Raw genomic sequence first — 22,904 nt, forward strand, 5'->3', positions numbered from 1 at the left:
CCTAGAATGTGGTTGGCAAACCCACACTCTATTCTACGGGGAGGTTTCTCTTTGTCTAGGGCTAAAGCCGTTTTTATTCCACCAGCGGAGCTGGTGGTTGTCGCTCGCTCAAGCTACCCAAAACAAAAGGCACCCACAGCCATCCGGCTGCGGGTGCCTTTTTGCATACGGGTTTAACGGACAGAGGTGCGCACCAGCGCGCGCTTGAGGCGTGCCTGTGCCAGCTCGTAGTCCCGCTTATCGAGGTTCTTCTGCGCCAGAATTTCTTCCGCACGCTTCTTCGAAGCCTCGGCGCGAGCCTGATCGATCTCCTCGGCCCACTCCCATGTGGTGGCGACCAGACGCACTTCGCCATCCAGCACGCTCAGCAGCCCGCCCATGCAGGCGGCGCGGCGGCGCTGGCCCTCGGCATCCACGATATGGGCTTCGCCCATGCCCAGCGCGGTGCAGTAATCCCCGTGTTTGGCAAGGATGGCCAGATCGCCGTCAATGGCGCGGCAGACGATGCGCTCGGCCTGCCCGTCAAAGGCGCAGCCGTCCGGCGTGACCACCGTCAGATGAAAGGTCGTCATGGTTTACCCTTTCTTCGCTTTTGCGAACACGTCGTCGATGGTGCCCGCGAACAGGAAGGCGCTCTCGGGCAGGTCGTCGCACTCGCCGTTCAGGATCATCTTGAAGCCGCGCAGGGTCTCCTTGAGCGGCACATACTGGCCGGGCATACCGGTGAACTGCTCTGCCACGTGGAAGCTCTGGCTCAAAAAGCGCTGCACCTTGCGGGCGCGGCTGACGGTACGCTTGTCTTCCTCGCTCAGCTCGTCCATACCCATGATGGCGATGATGTCCTGCAGTTCCTTGTAGCGCTGCAGCACCTTCTGCACGGCGCGGGCGATCTCGTAGTGCTCCTGACCCACGACCTCCGGGCTGAGGATGCGGCTGGTGGAATCCAGCGGGTCCACAGCGGGGTAGATGCCCTGCGAAGCGATATCACGGCTCAGGACCGTGGTCGCGTCCAGATGGGTGAAGGTGGTGGCGGGGGCCGGGTCGGTCAGGTCGTCGGCGGGAACGTAGACAGCCTGCACGGACGTAATGGAGCCCTTGCGGGTGGAGGTGATGCGCTCCTGCAGAGCGCCCATCTCGGTGGCCAGCGTGGGCTGGTAGCCGACGGCGGAGGGCATACGGCCCAGCAGTGCGGACACCTCAGAACCGGCCTGGGTGAAACGGAAAATGTTGTCGATGAACAGCAGCACGTCCTGGTTCTTCACATCGCGGAAATACTCTGCCATGGTCAGGCCAGACAGTGCCACGCGCATACGTGCTCCTGGGGGCTCGTTCATCTGGCCGTAGACCAGAGCAGTCTTGTTGATAACGCCGCTCTCGGTCATTTCGCCGTAGAGGTCGTTGCCCTCACGGGTGCGCTCACCAACGCCGGTGAACACCGAGTAACCGTTGTGCTCGGTGGCGATGTTGTAAATGAGCTCCTGGATCAGAACGGTCTTGCCGACACCGGCACCGCCGAACAGACCGATCTTGCCGCCCTTGGCGTAGGGGCAGATCAGGTCCACGACCTTGATGCCGGTCTCCAGAATTTCGGTGGTGGACTGCTGCTCCTCGTAGCTGGGAGCAGGGCGGTGGATGGGCCAGTAGGCCTCCGGGGCCGGGGCAGGCTTGTTGTCCACAGGCTCACCCAGCAGGTTGAACACGCGGCCCAGGCACTGGTCGCCCACGGGCACTTTGATGGGTTCGCCGGTATCCACGGCTTCGGTGCCGCGCACCAGACCATCGGTGCTGTTCATTGCAATGCAGCGCACCACGTTATCGCCGGTGTGCTGTGCCACCTCGACCACCAGCTTTTCGCCGTGGTTGTCGATCTCGATGGCGTTGAGCAGCTCCGGCAGCTGGCCATCCTCAAACTGGATGTCCAGCACCGGGCCGATGACCTGAAGCACCTTGCCGATATGTTTTTCGGACATAGGCTACAACTCCTTATCTTGTTAAATCTCCGCGCCGGCCACGATCTCGGTGATCTCCTGCGTGATGGCGGCCTGACGGGCACGGTTATAATACAGGTTCAAATGGTCGATCATCTCACCGGCGTTCTTGGTGGCGGCGTCCATGGCGGTGCGGCGGGCGGCCAGCTCACTGGCCACGCTCTCGCACACGGCACCGTAGACGATACCGGCCACATACTCCGGGATGATCGCGCTGAATACTTCCTCGCTGCTGGGCTTGTACAAAATTTGGCTGCGGCGGGCTTCCGCCTTCTGCTGCTCGGTGGGCTCGATGGACAGCGGCAGCACCTCCATGGTGGTGGCCGTCTGGGTCATCATGGAGTCGAACCGGGTGTAGCAAATTTTCACCGCATCGTACTCGCCCTTGAGGTAGCCTTCGGTGATCTGGCGGGACAGCTGGAAGCATTCGCCCACCGAGATCTCCGCTGCCAGCAGCACTTCCTGCGTGAACAGCGGCACTTCGTGGTGGACGAAATACTCGGCCGAGCGCTTGCCGATGGGCAGCACCACCACTTCGCCTTCTTCGGCCCCGGCCTGCTTGAGCACGTTGGAATTGTATCCACCGGCAAGGCCGCGGTCGCCTGCAATGACGATGAGCAGGGTGCGCTTGATCTCGTCACGGCGCAGGTAGGGGTTGCGGGCGCGGGGGTCTGCTGCGGCGATCTTGGTCAACGTCTCATGCAGCGTTTCAAAGTAGGGTCGGCTGTGCTCGACCCGCTCTTTGGCGCGGCGCATTTTGGAGGAAGCCACCAGTTCCATTGCCTTGGTGATCTGCATGGTGCTCTCTACGCTTTTGATGCGCAGCTTGATGTCCTTCATGGAACCAGCCATGCGTTACGCCTCCTTCCTCAGTGTGCCTTGACGAAGCTGTCGGTATAGGCCGTGAGCACCTTTTTCAGCTGCTCCTCGGTGTCCTTATCCAGATTGCCGGTGGTGCGGATGGTCTCCATGACGGCGGCACCGGCCGCATCGTTGTCCAGATACTCATACAGGCCCTTCTCGTACTCGGCCACATCCGGCACCTTGACCTTCACAAGGTGATCGTGAATGGTGGCGTACAGGATGGCCACCTGCTTTTCCACAGCCACGGGGGCCGAACGGTTCTGCTTGAGCACTTCCACAATGCGCTCACCCTGAGCCAGGCGGGCCTTGGTGTCGGCATCCAGATCGGAGCCGAACTGTGCAAAGCTCTGCAGCTCACGGTACTGGGAGTAGATCAGCTTCAGGGTACCGGCCACCTTCTTCATGGCCTTGATCTGGGCGTTGCCGCCGACGCGGGACACCGAGATGCCGGGGTTCACGGCCGGCATGACGCCGGAGTGGAACAGCTCGGTCTCGAGGAAGATCTGACCATCGGTGATGGAAATGACGTTCGTCGGGATGTAGGCGGAAACGTCGCCCGCCTGCGTCTCGATGATGGGCAGAGCCGTCAGGCTGCCGCCGCCCAGCTCGTTGGAGAGCTTTGCGGCGCGCTCCAGCAGACGGGAGTGCAGATAGAACACGTCGCCGGGGTAAGCCTCACGTCCCGGGGGACGGCGGATCAGCAGCGACAGGGCACGGTAAGCGACCGCGTGCTTGGACAGGTCGTCGTAGATGATCAGGACATGCTTGCCCTGATGCATGAAATATTCGCCCATGGCGCAGCCGGAGTACGGTGCGATATACTGCAGGGGCGACAGCTCGGAAGCGGTAGCGGACACCACGATGGTGTAGCTCATGGCACCGGCTTCGGTCAGGCTCTGCACAAGGTTTGCCACGGTGGAGCGCTTCTGGCCGATGGCAACGTAAATGCAGATGACGTCCTTGCCCTTCTGGTTGATGATGGTATCGGATGCGATGGTGGTCTTGCCGGTCTGGCGGTCACCGATGATCAGCTCACGCTGGCCGCGTCCGATGGGGATCATGGAGTCGATGGCCTTGATGCCGGTCTGCAGCGGTTCCTTGACCGGCTGGCGGTCGATGATGCCGGGCGCGCGGCTCTCAATGGCGCGGAACTCGGTGGTCTCGATGGGGCCTGCGCCGTCGATGGGCTGGCCCAGCGCGTTGACCACGCGGCCGATCATGGCATCGCCCACCGGCACGGACACGACCTTGCCGGTGCGCTTGACGGTGCTGCCTTCCTTGATGCCGGCGTCGGAGCCCAGCAGAACGATGGAGACGGTGTTCTCCTCCAGGTTCTGGGCCATGCCGTATTCGCCGTTATCAAACTGAAGCAGCTCACCTGCCATGCACTTTTCCAGACCACTGGCGCGGGCGATGCCGTCGCCCACCATGATGACCGTGCCGGTCTCGCTCTGCTCGATGGCATTTTCATAATGCTTGATCTGCGCACGGATGATCTTGGAGATTTCTTCAGGTTTCAGTTGCATCTTTGTTTGTTCACCACTCAATTCTTAAAAATCATTTCGGGTGGAAATTCGATTGGTTTTGATTCGCCCTCTCCGTCTGCTTCGCAGCCAGCTCTCCCAGTGGGGAGAGCCAAGTAAAGAGGGTTCAAAGCGTCACGGAAGCAATGTCCTTGCGCAGGGTGGCGAGGCGATTCTGCACCGTGCCGTCCAGCTCGGTGCCTTCGATGTCCAGCCGGATACCGCCCAGCACTTTGGCATCGACCTTTGTTTTCAGGTCGATGGTCTTGCCGGTGAGCTTTTCCAGCTTTTCGTGCAGGCTCTTTTCCTGTGCTTCCGTCATAGCCACCGCCGTGGTGGCCGTTGCTTCCAGAATGCCGTGGGCTTCGTTGTAGCGCACACGGTAGGCCCGTGCGCAGCCGGGCAGCTCCCGCAGGGTGCCCTTCTCGCACAGGATCTTGAGAAAGTTCAGCACATAGAGGTGGACCTTGTCCCGCAGGGCTTCATCCAGCAGACCGCAGCGCTCCTTCTTGGGGATGCTGGGGGTGCTGAGCAGATGCAGGTAGTCCGGGTTTGCCTTCAGCAGTGCTGCCACTTCATCCAGCTCACCCAGAATGCGGGTCTCCAGTCCTTCCTCCGCAGCCAGGTCGTACAGGCTCCCGCCGTACATCCTTGCGATCTCGGTCATGATGCTTCACCCACATTTTTGATAAATTCGTCGATCAGGTCCTTGTGGTCCTTTTCGCTGATCTCGCGTTCCACCACCTTGGAGGCGATCTCCATGGCGATGCCGCCGATCTCGTCCTTGACCTCGTTGACGGCCTTCTTGCGCTCCTGCGCAATGTCGCTTTCGGCCTTCTGCTTCAGGGCAGCAGCCTGGGCGCGGGCTTCGCCCACGATCTCCTCGCTGCGGGCAGTGGCCGTCTTCTGGGCATTGGCAACGATCTGGTTGGCCTCGGCGCGGGCATTCTGCAAATTCTGCTCATACTCCGCCTTCATGGCCTCGGCCTCGGTGCGCAGCTTCTGCGCATCGGCGATCTCGCTGTCCGCCTTGGCCTTGCGGTCTGCGATGACTTTTTTGATAGGATTCAACAGGAACTTTTTGAAGATCAGCATCTGGATCATCAGGTTGCAGATCTGGGCCAGAAAGGTCCAGCCGTCCAGTGTGATCAAATCCTGGTACAGTCCCATAAGCGTCTCCTTTCGTTCAGATTTTCAAAGGCTTGCGCTTACAGGTGCTTCATGAACAGGCCCGGTGCCAGGAAGATCAGCAGCAGGCCGGTGACGAAGCCGTAGATACCGGTGGTCTCAGACAGTGCAACACCCAGGATCAGGGTGCTGGTCACGTCGCTCTTGCACTCGGGCTGACGGCCGACGGCCTCACAGGCAGCTGCTGCTGCGTTGCCTTCGCCGATGCCGGGGCCGATACCTGCGATCAGTGCACAGCCTGCGCCGATGCCGCAGCCTGCCAGAGCGATACCACGAGCCAGATACTGGAAATCCGTAACCATAAGTTTTGTCCTCCTAAAAGATGTGTTTGTTTTGGGAGATGCCGGGGGGAGTTACTCCTCACCGGCAGCACGTTTGATGAAGATGGCGGTCAGGGTACAGAAGATGAACGCCTGGATGCAGCCGCCGAACCAGTCGAAATACAGGCCCGTAAAGGCCGGGATGCCGATCTGGAACAGCTGGATGTCGCCCAGAACGCCCGGCAGCCAGCCAAAGATGACATGGCTCAGACCGGCCAGCGCCCAGTACAGCAGTGTGGAGATGACCGTACCGGACAGGATGTTGCCAAAGTGACGGAACGCCATGCTGACGGGGGTGGATACCTCCGACAGCACATTGATGGGTGCCATGATGAAGATGGGGTCCAAAAGGCCTTTCAGATAAGAAAGGATGCCGTTGGTCTTGATCTTGTAATACATGATCAGCACGAACACCACGATGGCCCAGGCCGCTTCGGTGTTGAGGTCGGCGGTGGGGCTCCACAGGCCGACGACACTGATCAGGTTGCACCCGATGCTGAGTGCGAAGATCGAGCCGATGAGGGGGATATACTGATCGAAGTGGAAGCCCATGTTGTCGTGCACGAACTGGTCAAGCCGTGTCACGATGAACTCGGCTGCAGCCTGCCGCTTGGAGACATTCTCCAGCTTGAGGCCATGCCCCAGCCAGATGGCCAGGCCCGAAAGCAGCGCCATGACGATCCAGGTACTGACCAGGGTCTGGGTGATCTTGAAATCGCCCAGAAAGGGGATGTCGGTATGGATGGTATACAGGATCTTTGCGCCGTTCAGTTCCATTTGTTACGTTTCACCCCCTTCGTCACGGGGTTCGGCTTCCGGCTCCGGTGCAGGCTCGGCGTCGTCCTCCACAGAGACATCCACCGAAGGCCCGGCCGGGGCAAGAGGCTTGTACTTGCCGGTTATTTGCAGGTAATAGATCGTAACGCGCGGGAAAAGCAGCGGCAGTGCGCCGGCAAACGGCTGAAAGCACGGTGCCGCAATGGCAATGACGACCCAAAGCGCCTGCAGCAGCATGCGGATGTTATAGGATGCCTGCAGGGTCGCTTTGCGGCGCTTCTCATCCTGCTCGTCGATGACCTTCTGCACCACAAAGCAGATGCCGGCAAAATTGCCGATGGCCACGGCGGAGCCGATGAGGCTGCCAAGAATAACGGTTGAATCAAATTTTGCCCAGCCCACCAGATGCAGGGCGGCAAAGATCACCCACATCACTGCGGTGCAGATCGCCGTACCACACGCAATGCGCGTGAGCTCCTTTTTGGATTCCGGCTGCAGTTTCATAAGGAACCTCCTGTTATTTTACTGATGCGAATTGAAACCGACGCGGTCGTTTTTTTCCTTTTTCGTGCGGTCCAGACGCTCCTTGCAAAAGACCCAGAAGTTCTGTGCACCGGCGGCAAGGCCCAGCAGCACCGCCGGGAGAAACAGCCATTCCGGCCAGCCCCAGTTGGTCACAGCCCACCAGCACCCGCCCAGGCACAGCACCAGCGGCAGCAGCATGTTCAGGCCCAGCTGGGTCAGCCAGACGATATCTTCCAGCGCCTTATACCAGCCCTTCAATGCACCGTTCCTCCCTTTGCTGTGTTCCCGGCAAGCATCGGAAACGGGGTCCTCTGCCTCGGATTTTCCATCGGTAAAATTTCTTATAGGGATAGTATAATTCAAACCGGTGGTTTTTTCAATCAATTTTCCACTGATTTCTAGTAAAATTTCATAGTTTGTTCATGCTAACGCCATAATTGTCCACCCCATGTGGAGTTTGTGCGCCAGCGGGCGCATCAATACCAAAAATTTGATGGATTTGTTGTGCAGGGTGCAAAAAAGCCGCCCGGCTCATAACGAACCGGGCGGCTGAAAGTGCTTTGGGAATTATGGTTTACCAGAGGTTTGCGGTCTCGTTGTACAGGCCCTCGTAGCTCTTGGCGGAGACATCCCAACTGAAGTCACACTCCATGCAGTGGTGCACGAGGTTCTTCCAGTTCTCCTTGTCGTTGTAGGCATCCTGTGCGTTGCAGCAGGCCATGTACAGCTCGTGGGCATTGTAACCTGCAAAGGTAAAGCCGTTGCCCTCACCCATGGTGCTGTCGTGGATGGAGTCACGCAGGCCGCCGGTCTCACGCACGATGGGCGGCGTGCCGTAGCGGCAGGCCACCATCTGGGCCAGGCCGCAGGGCTCACTCTTGGACGGCATGATGAAGGCATCGGCACCTGCGTAAATCTCCTGCGAGAGGGTCGGCTCAAAGCCGATGTAGGTGCCCACACGGCCCGGGTGGCGTGCGCACAGGTCGGAGAAGAAGTTCTCGTACTGGCCCTCGCCGCTGCCCAGAATGACCAGCTCAATGCCGCGGTCCACCAGACCGTCAGCAATGCTCTGTACCAGGTCAAAGCCCTTCATGCCCACCATGCGGCTGACCATGCCAAAGACGGGGCTGCCGTCCTTGTTCAGGCCAAACTTATCCTGCAGGGCCTCCTTGCACTTTGCCTTGCCGACTTCAAAGGTGTTGATGTCGTAGTTGGCGGGGATGTGCTTATCGGTGGCCGGGTCGTTGGCGTCCATGTCGATGCCGTTCAGGATGCCGCACAGCTTGTACTGCTTCTCGCGCAGCAAAGCGTCCAGACCGTAGCTGAACCACGGGTCGAGGATCTCCTGTGCGTAGGTGGGGCTGACGGTGGTGATCTTGTCGGCGGTCTCGAAGGCACCCTTCATGAAGTTGGCGCAGCCATCGTACTCCACGATGTGCTGGTCGCGGCGGCCGATGCCGCAGGTGTCTTCCAGAATGTCGGTGCCGTACTTGCCCTGATAAGCGATGTTGTGGATGGTGAAGATGGTCTTGATGCGGTTGAACTTATCCAGGTGGCGGTAGTACAGGTTCAGGTACACGGGCACCAGAGCGGTCTGCCAGTCGTTGCAGTTGATGATGTCCGGGGTGAAGTCGATGTAGAACAGGGTCTCTAAAACGGCGCGGGAGAAGAAGGCGAAGCGCTCGCCGTCATCGTAGAAGCCGTAGAGGCCGCGGCGCTTGAAGTAATACTCGTTGTCGAGGAAGTAGTAGGTCACGCCGTCCACCTCGGCCTTGAACAGGCCGCAGTACTGGCTGCGCCAGCCCACGGGGACGGAATAGTTGGTGACGTACTCCAGCATTTCACGGTGCTTCAGGTCGCCGTACAGGGGCATGATGACGCGGGCATCCACGCCGTCCTTGACCAGTGCCTTGGGCAGTGCGCCCGCAACGTCGGCCAGACCGCCGGACTTTGCAAAGGGATTGGCTTCCGAAGCAGCATACAGGATTCTCATAGGATCGCTCCTTCCATGAATTGATCGTGTCTCGCGCTCCCCACCGCTGCTGCCAGCGGCACGAGAAAAAGAGCGGGCGGGGGCACAAACGCCCCCGCCCCTCTTATGAGGGGCCACCGGGGAGGAAGCCGCCCCTATTGGATAACAACGATCAGACGGTGTGGTTCTTCTGGACGTAGACCGGGAAGCTCTCGGTGCCGGACAGCTTCTTGCCGGCGGTGATCTTCACGTTCTTGTCGGTGACCACGCAGTCCAGTGCTGCGTCGGGCTCAATGACAGTGTCCTGCATGAGCACGCAGTTCTTGACCACAGCGCCCTTCTTGATCTTGACGCCGCGGAACAGCACGCAGTTCTCCACAGTGCCCTCGATCATGCAGCCGTCGGCCACGATGGAATCGGTGACCTTGGAGCCGGTGACATAACGGGTGGGGTTATCGTCGCGGATCTTGGTGTAGACGGGGCTGTTCTTCGGGAACAGCTTCTCCAGGTTCTCGTCATCGGTGAGCTTGAGGTTCTCATCGAAGTAGCTTTTCATGTCGCAGACATGGGCCACATAGCCGGTGTACTCCAGCGCATGGATGTTCAGGATGTTGACGTTGTGGGCCAGGATGTCGCGCTCGAAGTAGATCAGGCCGCGGGCGGTGGCGTCCTTGACCAGCTTGATCAGGGTCTCGCGCTCCAGCACGTAGATGTTCAGGTCCAGGTTCTGCACGCCGGGGCGGTAATCGTTGAACAGCAGCTCGGTCACGCGGCCGTCGGCATCGACGGTCAGGGTGTAGTTGTCGTTCTTGCGGCCCTCGGGGATCTCGGTCTTCTGGTAAGCGATGGTCACGTCTGCACCGCTTGCCTGATGGGCAGCCAGCAGGGCGTTGAAGTCGTAGTTCAGGGCGATGTTGGCATCGCTCATGACCACATACTTCTCCTTCTGGTTCTCCAGGAAGTTCAGGATGGAGCCCAGTGCTTCCACACGGCCGGAATAGATGCGCACGCCTTTTTCTGCAAAAGGAGGCACGATGTTCAGGCCGCCGTGACGGCGGGCCATATCCCACTCACGGCCGGTGCCCAGATGATCCATCAAGGAGTGGTAGTTCTTGCGCACCACGATGGAAACATTGGAGATGCCGCAGTTTGCCATGCTGGACAGAACGAAGTCCACCATGCGGTAACGGCCTGCAAAGGGGATCGAAGCCATTGCGCGCTCGGTCACCAGCTCGGGAACGGTATTATCATAACTGTTGGGGAAAATAATACCCAACGCATTGGTGTTCTGGCTCAGCATACTTCCATACCCTCCTTGACGGATTCAAACACTTTGGCGCCTTCCTTGACGATGGCACCTGCGCCCACGGTCAGGCCAGTACCCACATGGGCAATGGCACCCTCGCCGCCGATCTTGGCACCTGCACCGACCACAACATCCTCCGCCAGGATGCAGCGCTTGACGACCGCGCCTGCCTTGACGACGACGCCGTCCATCAGCACGGCATCCTCAACGGTAGCGCCTTCTTCCACAACAACGCCTGCGCTCAGCACCGAGTGATGCACGTTGCCGTAGATCTTGCAGCCTTCCGTGACGAGGGAATCCTGCACGACGGCACGGGGGCCGATCTTCTGCGGGGGCAGAACGGGGTTGCGGCTGTAGATCTTCCACTTCTTGTCGAAGATATCAATGCCGGAGTTCTCGGGGTCCAGCACTTCCATGTTGGCTTCCCACAGGCTGTCGATAGTGCCCACGTCACGCCAGTAGCCGGCAAAGCGGTAGGCGTACATCTTGCGGCCGTCGCGCAGCAGCGCGGGGATGATGTTCATGCCAAAATCGTTCTTGGAGTTGGGGTCTGCTTCGTCTTCTTCCAGGTACTTCTTCAGCACATCCCAGTTGAAGATGTAGATGCCCATGGATGCCAGGTTGGACTTGGGCACCGGGGGCTTCTCCTGGAACTCGGTGATGCGGTCGTTCTCGTCGGCCACCATCAGGCCGAAGCGGGAAGCTTCCTTCCAATCCACTTCCATGACGGCCACAGAGAACTCTGCGCCCTTCTCCTTGTGGAAGCGCAGGAAGTCGGCGTAGTCCTGCTTGCAGATCTGGTCACCGGACAGGATGATGACATACTCGGGATCGTAGCTGTCGATGAAACCGATGTTCTGGTAGATGGCGTTTGCCGTGCCCTTGTACCAGTCGGTGCCCTTTGCCTGCTCATACGGCGGCAGGGTGTGCACGCCGCCGTGCAGACGGTCCAGATCCCAGGGCTGGCCGTTGCCGATGTACTCGTTCAGCTTCTGGGGCTGATACTGGGTCGCGATACCGACGGTGTCGATGTTGGAGTTCACGCAGTTGGACAGCGGGAAGTCCACGATGCGGTACTTACCGCCGAAGGACACTGCGGGTTTTGCCGTTTTCTGTGTCAGCGCGTACAAACGCGAGCCACGTCCACCGGCAAGGATCATTGCCACAATTTCTTTTGCCATAGCTTTATTCTCCCCTTTAACATTAACATTTCCGCGTTTTGATTTTTTGCGGAAATGAGCGTCAACATGTGCGGTTGCGGGTCGTCCGGGGTGCCGGAGTTATTCCTTCGGCTCCTTCGGTTTGCGGGTGCGCTTTGCGGCTGCCTTTTCCGCCTTGGTCTCCGCCTCGGCCTTGGGCTTGCGGCCGCGCTTCTTCGGCGCTTCGGCTGCAGGTTCGGCCTCGGCTTTCGCCTTGCGGGTGGTCTTCTTCACCGGTTTTTCAGCAGCCGCTTCCGGTTCGGCCTTTGCCTTGCGGGTCGTCTTCTTCACGGCCTTTTCGGCTTCGGCTGCCTTGGCGGTCTTTTTGGCTGCGGTCTTCTTCACCGGCTTTTCGGCCTTATCCGCCGCGGCCTTGCGGGTGCGCTTGGTGGGCACCTCGAAGTACAGGGTGCTCATGGGCGGCAGGGTGATGGTGATGCTCTGCTCAAAGCCGTGCAGCGGCTTTTTGTGGGTGCGCACGCTCTTGTTATGCACTGCGCCGGAGCCGCCAAACTCCTCGTCGTCGCTGTTCAGCACTTCCTTGTAGGCACCGGCCACCGGTGCGCCCAGGGTGTAGCCCTCGCGCAGGACGGGGTTGAAGTTGCACACCACAAGGATCTGCTTGCCGGAAGCATCCTTGCGCAGGAAGGCGATGACGCTCTGCTGCGAGTCATCCGGCACGATCCACTGGAAGCCTTCCCAGCTGTAGTCCACCTGCCAGAAGGCGGGGTGCTCTTTGTAGAAGGCGTTCAGGGTCTTGACGTAATTCTTCAGCTCGGTGTGCTTGTCGTAGCCCAGCAGCATCCAGTCCAGCGGCTTTGCCTCGTTCCACTCGGCGAACTGGCCGAACTCCTGGCCCATGAACAGCAGCTTCTTGCCGGGGTGCGCCATCATGTAGCCGAAGAAGGTGCGCAGGTTGGCAAACTTTGCTTCGTACTCGCCGGGCATCTTGTTGATCAGGCTGCCCTTGCCGTGCACCACTTCGTCGTGGCTGATGGGCAGCACAAAGTTCTCGCTGAATGCATAGAAGAAGCTGAAGGTCACCTTGTTGTGGTTGCCCGCGCGGAACAGCGGGTCGGTCTTCATGTAGCTGAGCATGTCGTTCATCCAGCCCATGTTCCACTTGAAGTTGAAGCCCAGGCCGCCGTCCGAAGCGGGCTTTGTGACCATAGGCCACGCGGTGGATTCCTCCGCGATCATGTACTTGTGCGGGTGACGGCCCAGCACGGTGTTGTTCAGCTTGCGCAGGAAGGCGACGGCCTCCAGGTTTTCCTTGCCGCCGTCCTTGTTGGGCTCCCACTCGCCCTGCTTGCGGTTATAGTCCAGATACAGCATGGAGGCCACAGCGTCCACGCGCAGACCGTCGATGTGGTACTGCTCCAGCCAGTACAGCGCGCTGGAGATCAGGAAGCTCTGCACCTCGCTGCGGCCGAAGTCGAACACCATAGTGCCCCACTCCTTGTGCTCGCCGCGCTTGGGGTTCGGGTCCTCATAGCAGGGCTCACCGTCGAAGTTGTACAGACCGAACTGGTCCTTCGGGAAGTGGGCGGGCACCCAGTCCATGATGACGCCGATGCCGGCGGCATGCAGCTTATCCACAAAGGCCATCAGGTCCTTCGGGGTGCCGTAGCGGCTGGTGGGTGCAAAATAGCCGGTGACCTGGTAGCCCCAGCTGCCGTCGAAGGGATATTCCATCACCGGCAGCAGCTCCACGTGGGTGTAGCCCATATCCTTGATGTACGGGATGAGCTCATCCGCCAGCTCCGAATAGTTGTAGGGCACATTGCCCTCCTTCATCTTCCAGCTGCCGACGTGCATCTCGTAGATATTCATGGGGCCGTTGATCACGTCCGCCTTTTTCTGGGCTGCCTGCCAGGCATCGTCGTGCCAGGCAAAGCCCGAGATATCATAGACCTTGCTGCCGTTGGACGGGCGGGTCTCTGCGTGGAACGCATAGGGGTCGGCCTTGTAGACCAGGTCGCCCGCGCGGGTGGTCACGCAGTATTTATAAACGTCATATTCCTTCATGCCGGGGATGAACAATTCCCACACGGAATCGCCATCCACCTTGCGCATCGGGTGGCTGCCCGGCTTCCAGCTGTTGAAGTCGCCCACCACGCTGATGGCCACAGCGTGCGGAGCCCACACCCGGAACACGACACCGGCCTCGCCCGCGCGCGTTTCCATGTGCGCACCGAAGTAACGATACGCTTCACAGTTATTGCCCTGCTTGAACAGATACACCGGCAGGTCCGATGCATTGCTCTGGATCTTTTCTTCAGTCGGTTTCATAGACTGCTCCTCCCCGTACAGGTGCAAACCGCGCACCTGTAGCTTTTTACCCTTTTATATTAAAGAATTTCGGGCTGTTTTTCAAGGGGATTTCATCAAAAATTACCATAATCTTTTCCGCGATATTTCTCCCTTATATACATACCCCCCAAATTTTTACAAATTTTATGGTGAATCCTGCCAATCCGGCAACAAAAAAGAGCTTCCGCACACCCTCCCAAGGGGAAGGTGCACAGAAGCTCAGTGCTCTGGTTAAAAATTTTCGTTCCCGGTTTTTCCGGTAATCGGTCAGCCTACCACGTAAACATTCACCTGGATGGCACCGTTGATGACGCTCTCGGCATAGGTCTCATAGAACAGGTCCACAAGGATCTGCCCCTTCTGCACCGCAATGCCGGTGTCGGTGGCCACAGCGTAGCCATACACGAACTTGCCGTCGGTGGAGGTGATGTACAGCTTGGTGCCGTAGGGGATCACGTCCGGGTCCACCGCAACGGTGCCGTAGCCCAGGCCCAGGCCGGAGGAACCCTTGCCGGTCTTGGAGTAGTAGCCGGTGGCCTTGCCGGTGAGCACCTTGCTGTAAGAAGCAGGGGCGTTGGTGGTGCCGTCCGGGCCCGTCAGCGGGGAGACCGGCGCGCCTGCGCCATAGGTCTTGATGACGTGGCTGGTGGGCTCCACGGTGGTGGTGGAATCCACCACGATGCTATTCTCCAGCTCACCGTCCACATAGCGGTCGCGGGTGGTGACGGTCTGCTGGCCCTCCGCGCCGTGCTGCACGGTGGTGGTGCGGCCGGTGTTGCGGAAGTAGAGGCTGGTGTAGACGTACTCGGTGTCATAGGGGATGGCCTGGGTCTCCACGCGGTCCTGATAGTCCACGCGGTGCACCGTGATCTTGGTGCCCGCAGCCACCAGCTGGTCCAGCGCGGGTTCGGTGTAGTCATCGCCCTCCAGGGTGATGCCTGCGCGCTGCAGGGCGTCGGCGACGGTGCCGAACACCATCTTCACCGGGTACTCCTGGCCGTCGGCGGTGATGCTGACGGAGAAGGCGCGCTCAATGTTCAGGGCGGCGAGGTTGCCGCTGTAGGCCGTGTAATAGACCTTGTCGCCTTCCTCGGACTGGATGCCGGAAAGGTTCATGACCTGTGCGGGGTCGGTCTCGGAGGTGAGGATCACCTGCCGGGCACCATTGGAGTCTGTGACGTAGGTCAGCCGCAGATTCGCAGCGGTCACACTGAGTGTAGCCACAAGGCACACGACCATGACACAGAACGCCAGCACACGGGGAGAGACAGCCTGCTTGCAGGCGGTCAGAGCTTTCTTTACTTTTACGGAAGCGATACGAGACAACTCCTCTCTTTTCGTATTTTGTGCGGCCGCGGACACTGCAAAAATGCCCCGGCCGCCCGGACTGCGGGGCGGCAGAAGTTGGGATGCCCCACAATCAAATACGATGCCCTCTTTTTGGTAAAATCGAGCATCGTATTCCAATTTGGATTCCGTGCGGGGCAGCCATTGCATTCCCGTCCGGCCGGGCCGCATCTGCCCGCGCCGCGCCGCCCGTGGGACGGCATTTCACTTCATCCAGATAAATTTTAAACGCTGCAACGTTCGTTGAGCGGGTCTTATTTTACCAGCCCTTGACGCATTTGTCAAATCCGGCCCCCGCACTTTGTTAGTTCTTTGACGTTCTTTTTTGTGCAATTTTAACAGTGTTTTCTCCGAAATATTGTTTTTTAGGTTATTTCCTTCTGATTTTTCTCATTTTTCATTGCATGTTTCGTTCACGAATTTTTAACATTTAAATTTGATTTTTTGCCCCGAAAACAGGCCCTTCCGGGGTCATTTCCGCACGGACAAGATGCCCAAAATCGCAGGTTTTCCATTTAAAACCACCCCTGCAAAACGCGCTTTTTCACCCAAAGAAAACTGCGCGAATTTCTCCCGAAAAATGCTCTCCGGCAAAATGCCGAAGCACAGAAATGTTTTGAAAAAAAGTACGCACTGGATAGAAAACCGCCCCGCCGGTACAATCGAGAAAAAAGCAGAAAGGAAGGTTTTTATGGAGATCCAAATCACACAAAAGCAGTGCGGCGGCACCGAGTTCCTTGCCCGGCCCCACCGCCTGCACCTGGGCGCGCAGAACGCCGCCGGGGTGGACCAGCTGCACTTCATTTTGCCCGAAGCCTGGGCGGGCTGCAGCGCGGCGCTCTACCTGCGGCGCGCCGACGGCACCCTGCTGGCCCCGGTGTCGCTGGACGGCGAAGGCCGGGTGACGGTGGACCGGCGGCTCACCGGCAGCACCGGCGGGCAGTGGATGCTGGCGGCCATCCGCGGCGAAGACTACACCGCCTACACCCGCCCCGGCAGCTATGACACCTACGCCATCCTGCCCACCGACGGCGGCGCCGAGGAGCTGCCGCCCTCGCTGTATGAGCAGTTCGTGGCCCGGGTGCTGGAAAGCGCCAGCACGGCCTCCACCGCTGCCCAGCGCGCCGCCGCAAGCGCGGCCAGCTGCACCGCCAACGCGGCCCAGGCCCAGACCGCCGCCCAGCGTGCCGAGACCGGCCGCACCGCTGCGCTGGAAGCCGCAGGCCGTGCCGAGACCGCTGCCGCCCGGGCCGAAGCACTGGCCCCGGAGGAGGGCCGGGTGGTGAGCGTCAACGGCAAGGCGGGCATCGTCCGGCTGACGGCGCAGGACGTGGGTGCTCTGCCCTGCCCCGCGCAGCCGGTGGCCGGGCAGCTGCTGCGGGTGCTGAGCACAGACCCCGACACCGGCGCTGTGCGCACCGACACCACCCCGCCGCCGGACCTGACCCCCTATGTGCGCAGCAGCACGGTGCCCACTGCGGCGGTGCCCGGCGCGGTGAAGGCAGACCCGGCCTTCGGCGTGACGGTGCGGGCCGACGGCACCCTGGCCACCGCACCGGCCGACGAAGCCGCGCTGGACGCCATGGCCGACCCCTATGCCCCGCTGACGCCTGCCCTGCTGCCCTACGGCGTCAAGAAGGCATTGACCGCCGCAGCGGCAGCCGCCCCATGGTCTGCGGAGGAGAAGTCCGCCGCCCGCCGCACACTCGGGGTGGAACTGGCATCCTATTATACGAAGGAAGATGTGGATGCCCTGCTGGCCGCCCCGAGCCTTGCCGCCTACCCGGTGGGCAGCATTTACCAGAGCGTCCTGCCCGCCAGCCCGGCCGCCCTGTTCGGCGGCACCTGGGAGCAGATCGCCCAGGACCGCGTGCTGATGGGTGCCAGCGGCAGCCACAAGGCAGGCTCCACCGTCGAGGCCGGCCTGCCCAACATCACCGGCCAGATCGCCTACAACAGCAGCCACGGCCTGGTCAGCTCAAACAGTGCCGTTTCTTCCGGCTGCGTCTTCCCCGGCGCATCCATACGAAACGGTGCTCTGACCGGCAACAACACCGCGCAGACCCGCGACCTTGCCATCGACGCTTCCCGCTCCAGCGCCGTCTACGGCCGCAGCGACACCGTCCAGCCCGCAGCCTATTACGTTTACATCTGGCTGCGGGTGGCCTGAAAGGCGGCGGCCCATGAGTCTGGAAGCATACTCCCGCACAAAGGACGGCGGCACCCTGCTCAGCCCGAACTTCCGGGTGCGGGAATTCGCCTGCCGGGACGGCAGCGATCCGGTCTTTATCGACAGTGCACTGGTGGACTTGCTGCAGCGCATTCGGGACCACTTCGGCCAGCCGGTGACCATCACCAGCGGCTACCGCACGGCCCGCCACAACGCGGCCGTGGGCGGGGCCGCCTTCAGCCAGCACTGCTACGGCCGGGCCGCCGACATCCGGGTGAAGGAGGTGGCGGTGGACACGCTGGCCGACTACGCCGAGACGCTGCTGCCCGGCACCGGCGGCATCGGCCGCTACCCGGAAAAGAAGGGCCGCGCCTGCGGCTGGGTGCACCTGGACGTGCGCGCGGCAAAGGCCCGCTGGACAGGCTGAAAGGGGGTGGACCGCATGGAGAGCATCCTGTCCGCCGTCATTGCCGGGGCGGTGACCCTGATCGGCGTGCTGATCGCAAACAGCCGCAGCCAGGCCGTCACCGATACAAAACTGGAGGAGCTCACCCGCGAGGTGCGGGAGCACAACCACTTCGCCCGCCGGGTGCCCATCCTGGAAGAACAGATGAAGGTGGCCAACCACCGCATCGCCGATTTGGAACACAACGAGAAAGTGAGGAATTGATATGAACTTTGGCAAAATTTCTGCCGCCACCATCGCCCGCACCGCCGTGCTGCTGCTGGCGCTGACCAACCAGGTGCTGAGCGCTCTGGGCAAGCCCATGCTGCCCATCGAGAGCCAGACCGTGGAGCAGCTGATCACCGCAGGTATCACCACGGTGGCCGCGCTGGTGAGCTGGTGGAACAACAACAGCTTCACCGCAGAAGCCATTCAGGCCGATGAGGAATTCAACCGCCTGAAACAGGAGAAACTCCACTGAACTGTTTTTAAGCACCGTTTTTCCTGAAAAATGCAGCAGCCCCGGGGGCGGTCTTTCGGCCTTCCCCGGGGCTGTTTTGCGTGCAAACGGCGCGATTCGTGCCATTTCCAGGCGCTTTCACGCAGTTTTGGATGACATTTTCTGGAAATTCCGCCATCCTGCAAGCGGTGGATGTGCAAGCGAATTCATCGCTTCAGCGCGCATTTGAACAGCATCTCCCGTCATCTTCCGCTCCTTGCAGTGCGGCGGCATCGTGCCGGTCCGCCCTTGCATCATTTTCGCCCTCGACACACAGTTTCTTGTATTCGACTTTCGGAACATGATATAAAACGGTGTGTGGAGTCAAGGCCATTCTATGTCCTTTTTATAGGGCTTTCATGCCTTTGGCGATAAGAAAGGAGATTGGAAGATCATGACAAACAAAAAGTTTAAATTTGCAGCAATGTCCATGGCGCTGACGGCTTGTGTCGCCGCACAGCCCCTGCTGGCAAATGCAGCCGAGACCGGCAGCGCGCCGGAGGCTTCGGCTGATCTCAACCTCCAGAACCAGAACGCGGCCCCCGAAGACAGCACCGGCGGCGCGCCCGATGCCGCCGCGAACGCGAAAGCGCTCCCCCCGGAGGCCCCGGCAAACACCGAGGCGGATGCAGACGTCCAGGCCCCGGCTTTCGGCCCGGAGACCGACACCGATGACGTGAAGATCGACTACACCGAAAGCACCACCACGGGCGCCACCACCACCGAGACCGGCGATGTGCTCGACACCTCCAGGGAAAACGAGAAGACCGGCGAACCCGGCAGGGAGATCGGCAAAGCCGAAAAGAGCGAGACCGAACTTGGCAGCACCGCCGAGACCACCACCAGCGGCACCGTCACCGGCAGCGATGTCATTGGCAAGAATGCCGACGGCAGCACCACCATTACCACACCCAGCATCACCGAGGAGACCACCATGACCACCACCACCGGCACGGGTGACGCCAGCGCCACCACCGATACCGACCACACCTACACCGAAGACGAGCTGAAAAACATCACGCCCGAAGATGTGCTGGGCGAAAACTACAAAGACAGCCTGAAGTGGGGTACCAACACGGGCAGCATCAACGGCTACAAGATCACCGGCTTTACCGAAACCGGCAAAAACACCGGCGAGATGACCCTGCGCAAGACGACCCCGCCGGAGGGGAAAAAGATGTCTGCCGAGGATATTGCAAAGCTCTTGGACCTGGAAAAGCCCGATGTGGCCGCCGACGGCAGCTATCAGCTGACCCGCACCGAACCAATCTATGACGAAAACGGCAACCAGATCGGCGAACGCACCACGGTCTACCGCATCATCGGCACGTCGGTGGAAACGACGACCACCACCACCCTGACCATCTGCATGAAAAAGAAGGAGCTGGAGGGCAGTGAGGACGTCAAGACCGACACCAAAATCGAGGGCGGCAACACCAAAGTCGATCTGAAGGACGAAGACATCACGGACCCCGCGCCCGATGTTACCGTTGACCTTTCCGAGCTGCTCACCGAGACGGACACCCGCAAGGTGAAGGAACACCGCGACGCCAACGGCGCGCTGACCGGCTACACCGTCACCGAGGGTGACAAGACCTACGAGATCACCTTTGACGAGACCTCCGGCAAGGCGGTCGGCGATCTTTCCGGCCTGGGCCCTGACCAGACCTGCGACCTGCTGGGCCGGGATAAGGGCTATCACGCTGAAGACGGCAAGATCTTCGACAAGGACGGCCACGAACTGACGGTCAGCGAAAAACAGGAACTGCTGAAAACGGTCAAGGTGACCGTCAAGCTCACCCAGACCGGCAGCACCGATTGGACGCCTGCGGACGAAGACGCCGCAAAAAAGGCAGAAGAAACCGCGAAAGCAGAAGCCATTTTCAACGCGCTGAGAGACGCCATCCGCAAAGACGAGCATCTTGCCCCTGAGGAAAAAGCCCTGCTGCAGGCCCAGCTCCAGAGCGATCAGGATGCCGGTAAAATCAGTTCGGCCACCAAAGAATGGAGCTACAAAGACGAAGACGCCAACCGGCAGTATCGTTACGAATACACCGTAGACAACACGACCATAAGTACGGGCGACGCCGCTGACGATGCAACCGAACGCAAGGATACCGTCAACGGCACGGCGTATGTCTCCGGCTCGACGATCATTCGGACCGGTCTCCATGAGGAAGGCCCCACCATCACCTCCGGGGAGGTTTCTGGCATCAGCAGCGACTTCAAGACTTTGCCGGAGAACGTCGTCGAAGACAGTGTGGAATATATTAAGATCGACGGCGTCCAGTATCTGAAAAAATACACCCTGCAGGATGGCCGTACCTTTGAATTCACCTACACGACCGGGCAGAAACTTCCCGATGACCTCAAGGCCGGTCTGGCTGAAGGCACCGTCGTCTCCGGCGACAGCTTTACCATGGTGAGCTGGACCGTCACCGAGGAAAAGCAGGAGGACCCGGAACAGGCCGACCTTTCCACCGGCGACAAATGGGATTTTAACGAAAATAGCGGCACGCTGACCATCACTTATGCGGACGGCCGGGAACCCGATGTCTTTGAGGACATGACTTATGACAAAGATTCCGACACCTACACCAAAAAGGATGGCACCGTCACCGTTAAGAAGAACAAAACGTATTATGAAGGTCTCGACAAGAACGAGCTCAATGAACTTCTGAAAGAGATCGAAGGCCGCCTGAGTAAATCCTATAAAAATGCCGCCGTGACCAGCTTCAATAAAGAGACTGGCATCGGCACTGCCACCTACACGGACGAAAACAACGTGGAACACACCATCCGGTTCACCAGCGGCAATCGCACGTTGCTGATCACCCGGAGCGAAATGAAGACCATCATCAATGTTGATGAAGCAACTTTGCGCACCGAGATCCGAAAAGAGCTCGATTCTCTGGAAGAAGGCTGGCAGCTCAAGGTCGGCAATCAGGTCGTCACCCGGAGAAATAAAGAACTCTGGCTGTCTGACACCGAGAAGGCAACGGAGGAAGACATTATCCGGATCATCAATGATGCCGTTCATTCGTTTGTTGACTTCAAGAACATGAGCCGCGCGGAACTTATCCAGCATCTTGAAGCCGCGAAGGCCGACGCGGATAAAGCCGGGCTTTCCTACTCCGAGTCCACCTCGTTCGACCACGCCGACCTTGATATTGAAACCAATCTGAAAGATGAAAAAGGTAACGACCTGGGTGAGGCCTTTATTATCGACAGCCCCACTTACACCTTCGGCCACAGCGCTTCCACCGTCGTGGACGGCAAAGCGACCGGCCCCAAACTTGCATCTAACGCAACCTACGACGATTTTTCCAAAAAGATGGAATACCGCGGCACCAGATACAACTACACCGCCAACAACTACTACTCCGTCACCGGTAAAGTCGCTTATGGCAAAGACCAGTCTTTCAACGGCCGGGATGCTAAAAACAAGGCTGACTCCCGCGTCAAAGAGCTCGGCGGCGATGCCATTGCCGTCCAGACCAGCAGCGGGATGTGGACGGTTTTCCAGCACACCGCCGACCTGCTCGCCTACGGCTATATGGACAGCGACAGCAATACCTGCCGCAACAAACCTGACCCCGCCGCTCCCAGCACACAAGGCCACAAGGGCCCCGGCGATCACGATAAGCCCGGCAACGGCTACGACCTTCTGCTGAAGAATCTCACCCTGATCAACGGCACAGTCGTTGCGCAGAGCAAGACCACCTATTCCGCCACTCTTACCAAGAGCAAGTGCTCCACCGCCTCCGGCAGACTGCTGGAGATCACCGGGCTTTCCCACATCGAGAGCTCGGAAGGCAGCGGCTATTTCGGCAGCTACGACCTCACCACGACGGACCACACCGACTTCACCACCACCGAGTGCGGCGGCAAGGGCGTCAAAGGCACGGGCCATGGCATCTTTGAGTCCATCCGCAGCTTCTTTGAAAAGGCCTTCACCGGCACCACCGAGGGTACCCGCTATGACGGCACGCTGAACTACACCTACACCACCGACAGCGACTACACTGCCGCGGTCGTTGCAAAGAAAGACGCGTACCACACCGTGGCGAACGTGAGCTACCAATACACCACCACCGAGACCCGCACTTCCTACCGCGACGACAGCACCGTGGTGGTCGTGCCGCCCACGACCCCGGATGAGGCTCCGCAGACCCCTGAGACGCCCGAACTGCAGCCGGTGCAGGACACCGTGCCGGACGCCCCGGTCCTGCCTTTGGACATCGTCGTGCGGCCCGTGCAGGACGCCCACGCCCTGCCGCAGACCGGTGTGAACTGGTGGGCCGCATTCTGCATGGCGGTCAGCGGATTCATCCTCATGGCCGCCGGTGCCTTCGCCAGCCTGACCGGCAAGAACGCCCGCCACTAAAGGCCCGGCACGCCCCTGACAGGTGCATGGGCCCCCTATTTCTCTGCCATCTCCTCATTCTTGATACACTGCAATGAAACA

Annotated in this window: 20 protein-coding genes; 5 read left to right on the top strand and 15 right to left on the bottom strand. The window is 59.9% G+C overall.

Features of this window, described 5'->3' with window-relative positions:
- Nucleotides 1–173: 173 nt before the first annotated feature.
- The 15 genes from atpC to CGS49_RS06210 form a co-directional block, all read right to left on the bottom strand.
- The gene (gene atpC, locus CGS49_RS06140) at nucleotides 174–572 is read right to left on the bottom strand and encodes an ATP synthase F1 subunit epsilon (protein WP_097800999.1); all 399 of its coding nucleotides are present in this window, start codon (nucleotides 570–572) and stop codon (nucleotides 174–176) included.
- A gap of 3 nt (nucleotides 573–575) precedes the next feature.
- Nucleotides 576–1,970 (bottom strand): F0F1 ATP synthase subunit beta, encoded by a 1,395-nt coding sequence (gene atpD, locus CGS49_RS06145; RefSeq protein WP_097801000.1) that lies wholly within the window; start codon nucleotides 1,968–1,970, stop codon nucleotides 576–578.
- A gap of 21 nt (nucleotides 1,971–1,991) precedes the next feature.
- Nucleotides 1,992–2,840, bottom strand: coding sequence for an ATP synthase F1 subunit gamma (gene atpG, locus CGS49_RS06150; protein WP_097801001.1), 849 nt, complete (start codon nucleotides 2,838–2,840; stop codon nucleotides 1,992–1,994).
- A 17-nt stretch (nucleotides 2,841–2,857) separates the two neighbouring features.
- Complete coding sequence (gene atpA, locus CGS49_RS06155) at nucleotides 2,858–4,378, bottom strand: F0F1 ATP synthase subunit alpha (protein ID WP_097801002.1); 1,521 nt, start codon at nucleotides 4,376–4,378, stop codon at nucleotides 2,858–2,860.
- A 124-nt stretch (nucleotides 4,379–4,502) separates the two neighbouring features.
- Nucleotides 4,503–5,042, bottom strand: coding sequence for an ATP synthase F1 subunit delta (gene atpH, locus CGS49_RS06160; RefSeq protein WP_097801003.1), 540 nt, complete (start codon nucleotides 5,040–5,042; stop codon nucleotides 4,503–4,505).
- Nucleotides 5,039–5,545 (bottom strand): F0F1 ATP synthase subunit B, encoded by a 507-nt coding sequence (atpF, locus tag CGS49_RS06165; RefSeq protein ID WP_097801004.1) that lies wholly within the window; start codon nucleotides 5,543–5,545, stop codon nucleotides 5,039–5,041. Before atpF ends, atpH begins: the two co-directional genes overlap by 4 nt.
- A 38-nt stretch (nucleotides 5,546–5,583) precedes the next feature.
- Nucleotides 5,584–5,865, bottom strand: coding sequence for an ATP synthase F0 subunit C (gene atpE / locus CGS49_RS06170; RefSeq protein ID WP_097801005.1), 282 nt, complete (start codon nucleotides 5,863–5,865; stop codon nucleotides 5,584–5,586).
- Nucleotides 5,866–5,916: 51 nt separating this feature from the next.
- Nucleotides 5,917–6,660 carry a F0F1 ATP synthase subunit A gene (locus CGS49_RS06175; protein WP_097801006.1) on the bottom strand — a complete coding sequence of 248 codons (744 nt, stop codon included), beginning with the start codon at nucleotides 6,658–6,660 and terminating at the stop codon, nucleotides 5,917–5,919.
- Nucleotides 6,661–6,663: 3 nt separating this feature from the next.
- Nucleotides 6,664–7,164 (bottom strand): ATP synthase subunit I, encoded by a 501-nt coding sequence (locus tag CGS49_RS06180; RefSeq protein ID WP_097801007.1) that lies wholly within the window; start codon nucleotides 7,162–7,164, stop codon nucleotides 6,664–6,666.
- An 18-nt stretch (nucleotides 7,165–7,182) separates the two neighbouring features.
- A complete protein-coding gene (locus tag CGS49_RS06185; protein WP_097801008.1) occupies nucleotides 7,183–7,443 on the bottom strand; it encodes an AtpZ/AtpI family protein in 261 nt (86 codons plus the stop codon).
- Nucleotides 7,444–7,759: 316 nt separating this feature from the next.
- The gene (locus tag CGS49_RS06190) at nucleotides 7,760–9,178 is read right to left on the bottom strand and encodes a glycogen synthase (RefSeq protein ID WP_097801009.1); all 1,419 of its coding nucleotides are present in this window, start codon (nucleotides 9,176–9,178) and stop codon (nucleotides 7,760–7,762) included.
- 151 nt (nucleotides 9,179–9,329) lie between these two features.
- Complete coding sequence (glgD, locus tag CGS49_RS06195; RefSeq protein ID WP_097801010.1) at nucleotides 9,330–10,457, bottom strand: glucose-1-phosphate adenylyltransferase subunit GlgD; 1,128 nt, start codon at nucleotides 10,455–10,457, stop codon at nucleotides 9,330–9,332.
- Entirely contained in the window at nucleotides 10,451–11,644 is a 1,194-nt protein-coding gene (locus CGS49_RS06200) for a glucose-1-phosphate adenylyltransferase (protein ID WP_097801011.1), read from the bottom strand. The genes glgD and CGS49_RS06200 overlap by 7 nt, the downstream gene beginning before the upstream one ends.
- A gap of 99 nt (nucleotides 11,645–11,743) precedes the next feature.
- Nucleotides 11,744–13,954 carry a 1,4-alpha-glucan branching protein GlgB gene (gene glgB / locus CGS49_RS06205; protein WP_097801012.1) on the bottom strand — a complete coding sequence of 737 codons (2,211 nt, stop codon included), beginning with the start codon at nucleotides 13,952–13,954 and terminating at the stop codon, nucleotides 11,744–11,746.
- Between the two features lie 288 nt (nucleotides 13,955–14,242).
- Nucleotides 14,243–15,301: a resuscitation-promoting factor gene (locus tag CGS49_RS06210; protein ID WP_242975394.1), complete on the bottom strand. Its 1,059-nt coding sequence runs from the start codon at nucleotides 15,299–15,301 to the stop codon at nucleotides 14,243–14,245.
- Nucleotides 15,302–16,013: 712 nt separating this feature from the next.
- On the opposite strand from CGS49_RS06210, the gene CGS49_RS14195 reads away from it, so the two are divergent.
- The 5 genes from CGS49_RS14195 to CGS49_RS06235 all read left to right on the top strand — a co-directional run bounded on the left by CGS49_RS14195 (nucleotide 16,014) and on the right by CGS49_RS06235 (nucleotide 22,823).
- The gene (locus CGS49_RS14195) at nucleotides 16,014–17,492 is read left to right on the top strand and encodes a phage baseplate protein (protein ID WP_097801013.1); all 1,479 of its coding nucleotides are present in this window, start codon (nucleotides 16,014–16,016) and stop codon (nucleotides 17,490–17,492) included.
- A 13-nt stretch (nucleotides 17,493–17,505) separates the two neighbouring features.
- Complete coding sequence (locus CGS49_RS06220) at nucleotides 17,506–17,919, top strand: YcbK family protein (protein WP_097801014.1); 414 nt, start codon at nucleotides 17,506–17,508, stop codon at nucleotides 17,917–17,919.
- 15 nt (nucleotides 17,920–17,934) lie between these two features.
- Nucleotides 17,935–18,162 (top strand): hypothetical protein, encoded by a 228-nt coding sequence (locus CGS49_RS06225; protein WP_097801015.1) that lies wholly within the window; start codon nucleotides 17,935–17,937, stop codon nucleotides 18,160–18,162.
- A 1-nt stretch (nucleotide 18,163) separates the two neighbouring features.
- Nucleotides 18,164–18,418 (top strand): phage holin, encoded by a 255-nt coding sequence (locus CGS49_RS06230; protein ID WP_097801016.1) that lies wholly within the window; start codon nucleotides 18,164–18,166, stop codon nucleotides 18,416–18,418.
- A 412-nt stretch (nucleotides 18,419–18,830) separates the two neighbouring features.
- Nucleotides 18,831–22,823 carry a hypothetical protein gene (locus CGS49_RS06235; RefSeq protein WP_097801017.1) on the top strand — a complete coding sequence of 1,331 codons (3,993 nt, stop codon included), beginning with the start codon at nucleotides 18,831–18,833 and terminating at the stop codon, nucleotides 22,821–22,823.
- The last annotated feature ends 81 nt before the right edge of the window (nucleotides 22,824–22,904 follow it).

The sequence above is a fragment of the Faecalibacterium langellae genome (genome assembly GCF_002549775.1).
GTDB classification, from domain to species: domain Bacteria; phylum Bacillota; class Clostridia; order Oscillospirales; family Ruminococcaceae; genus Faecalibacterium; species Faecalibacterium langellae.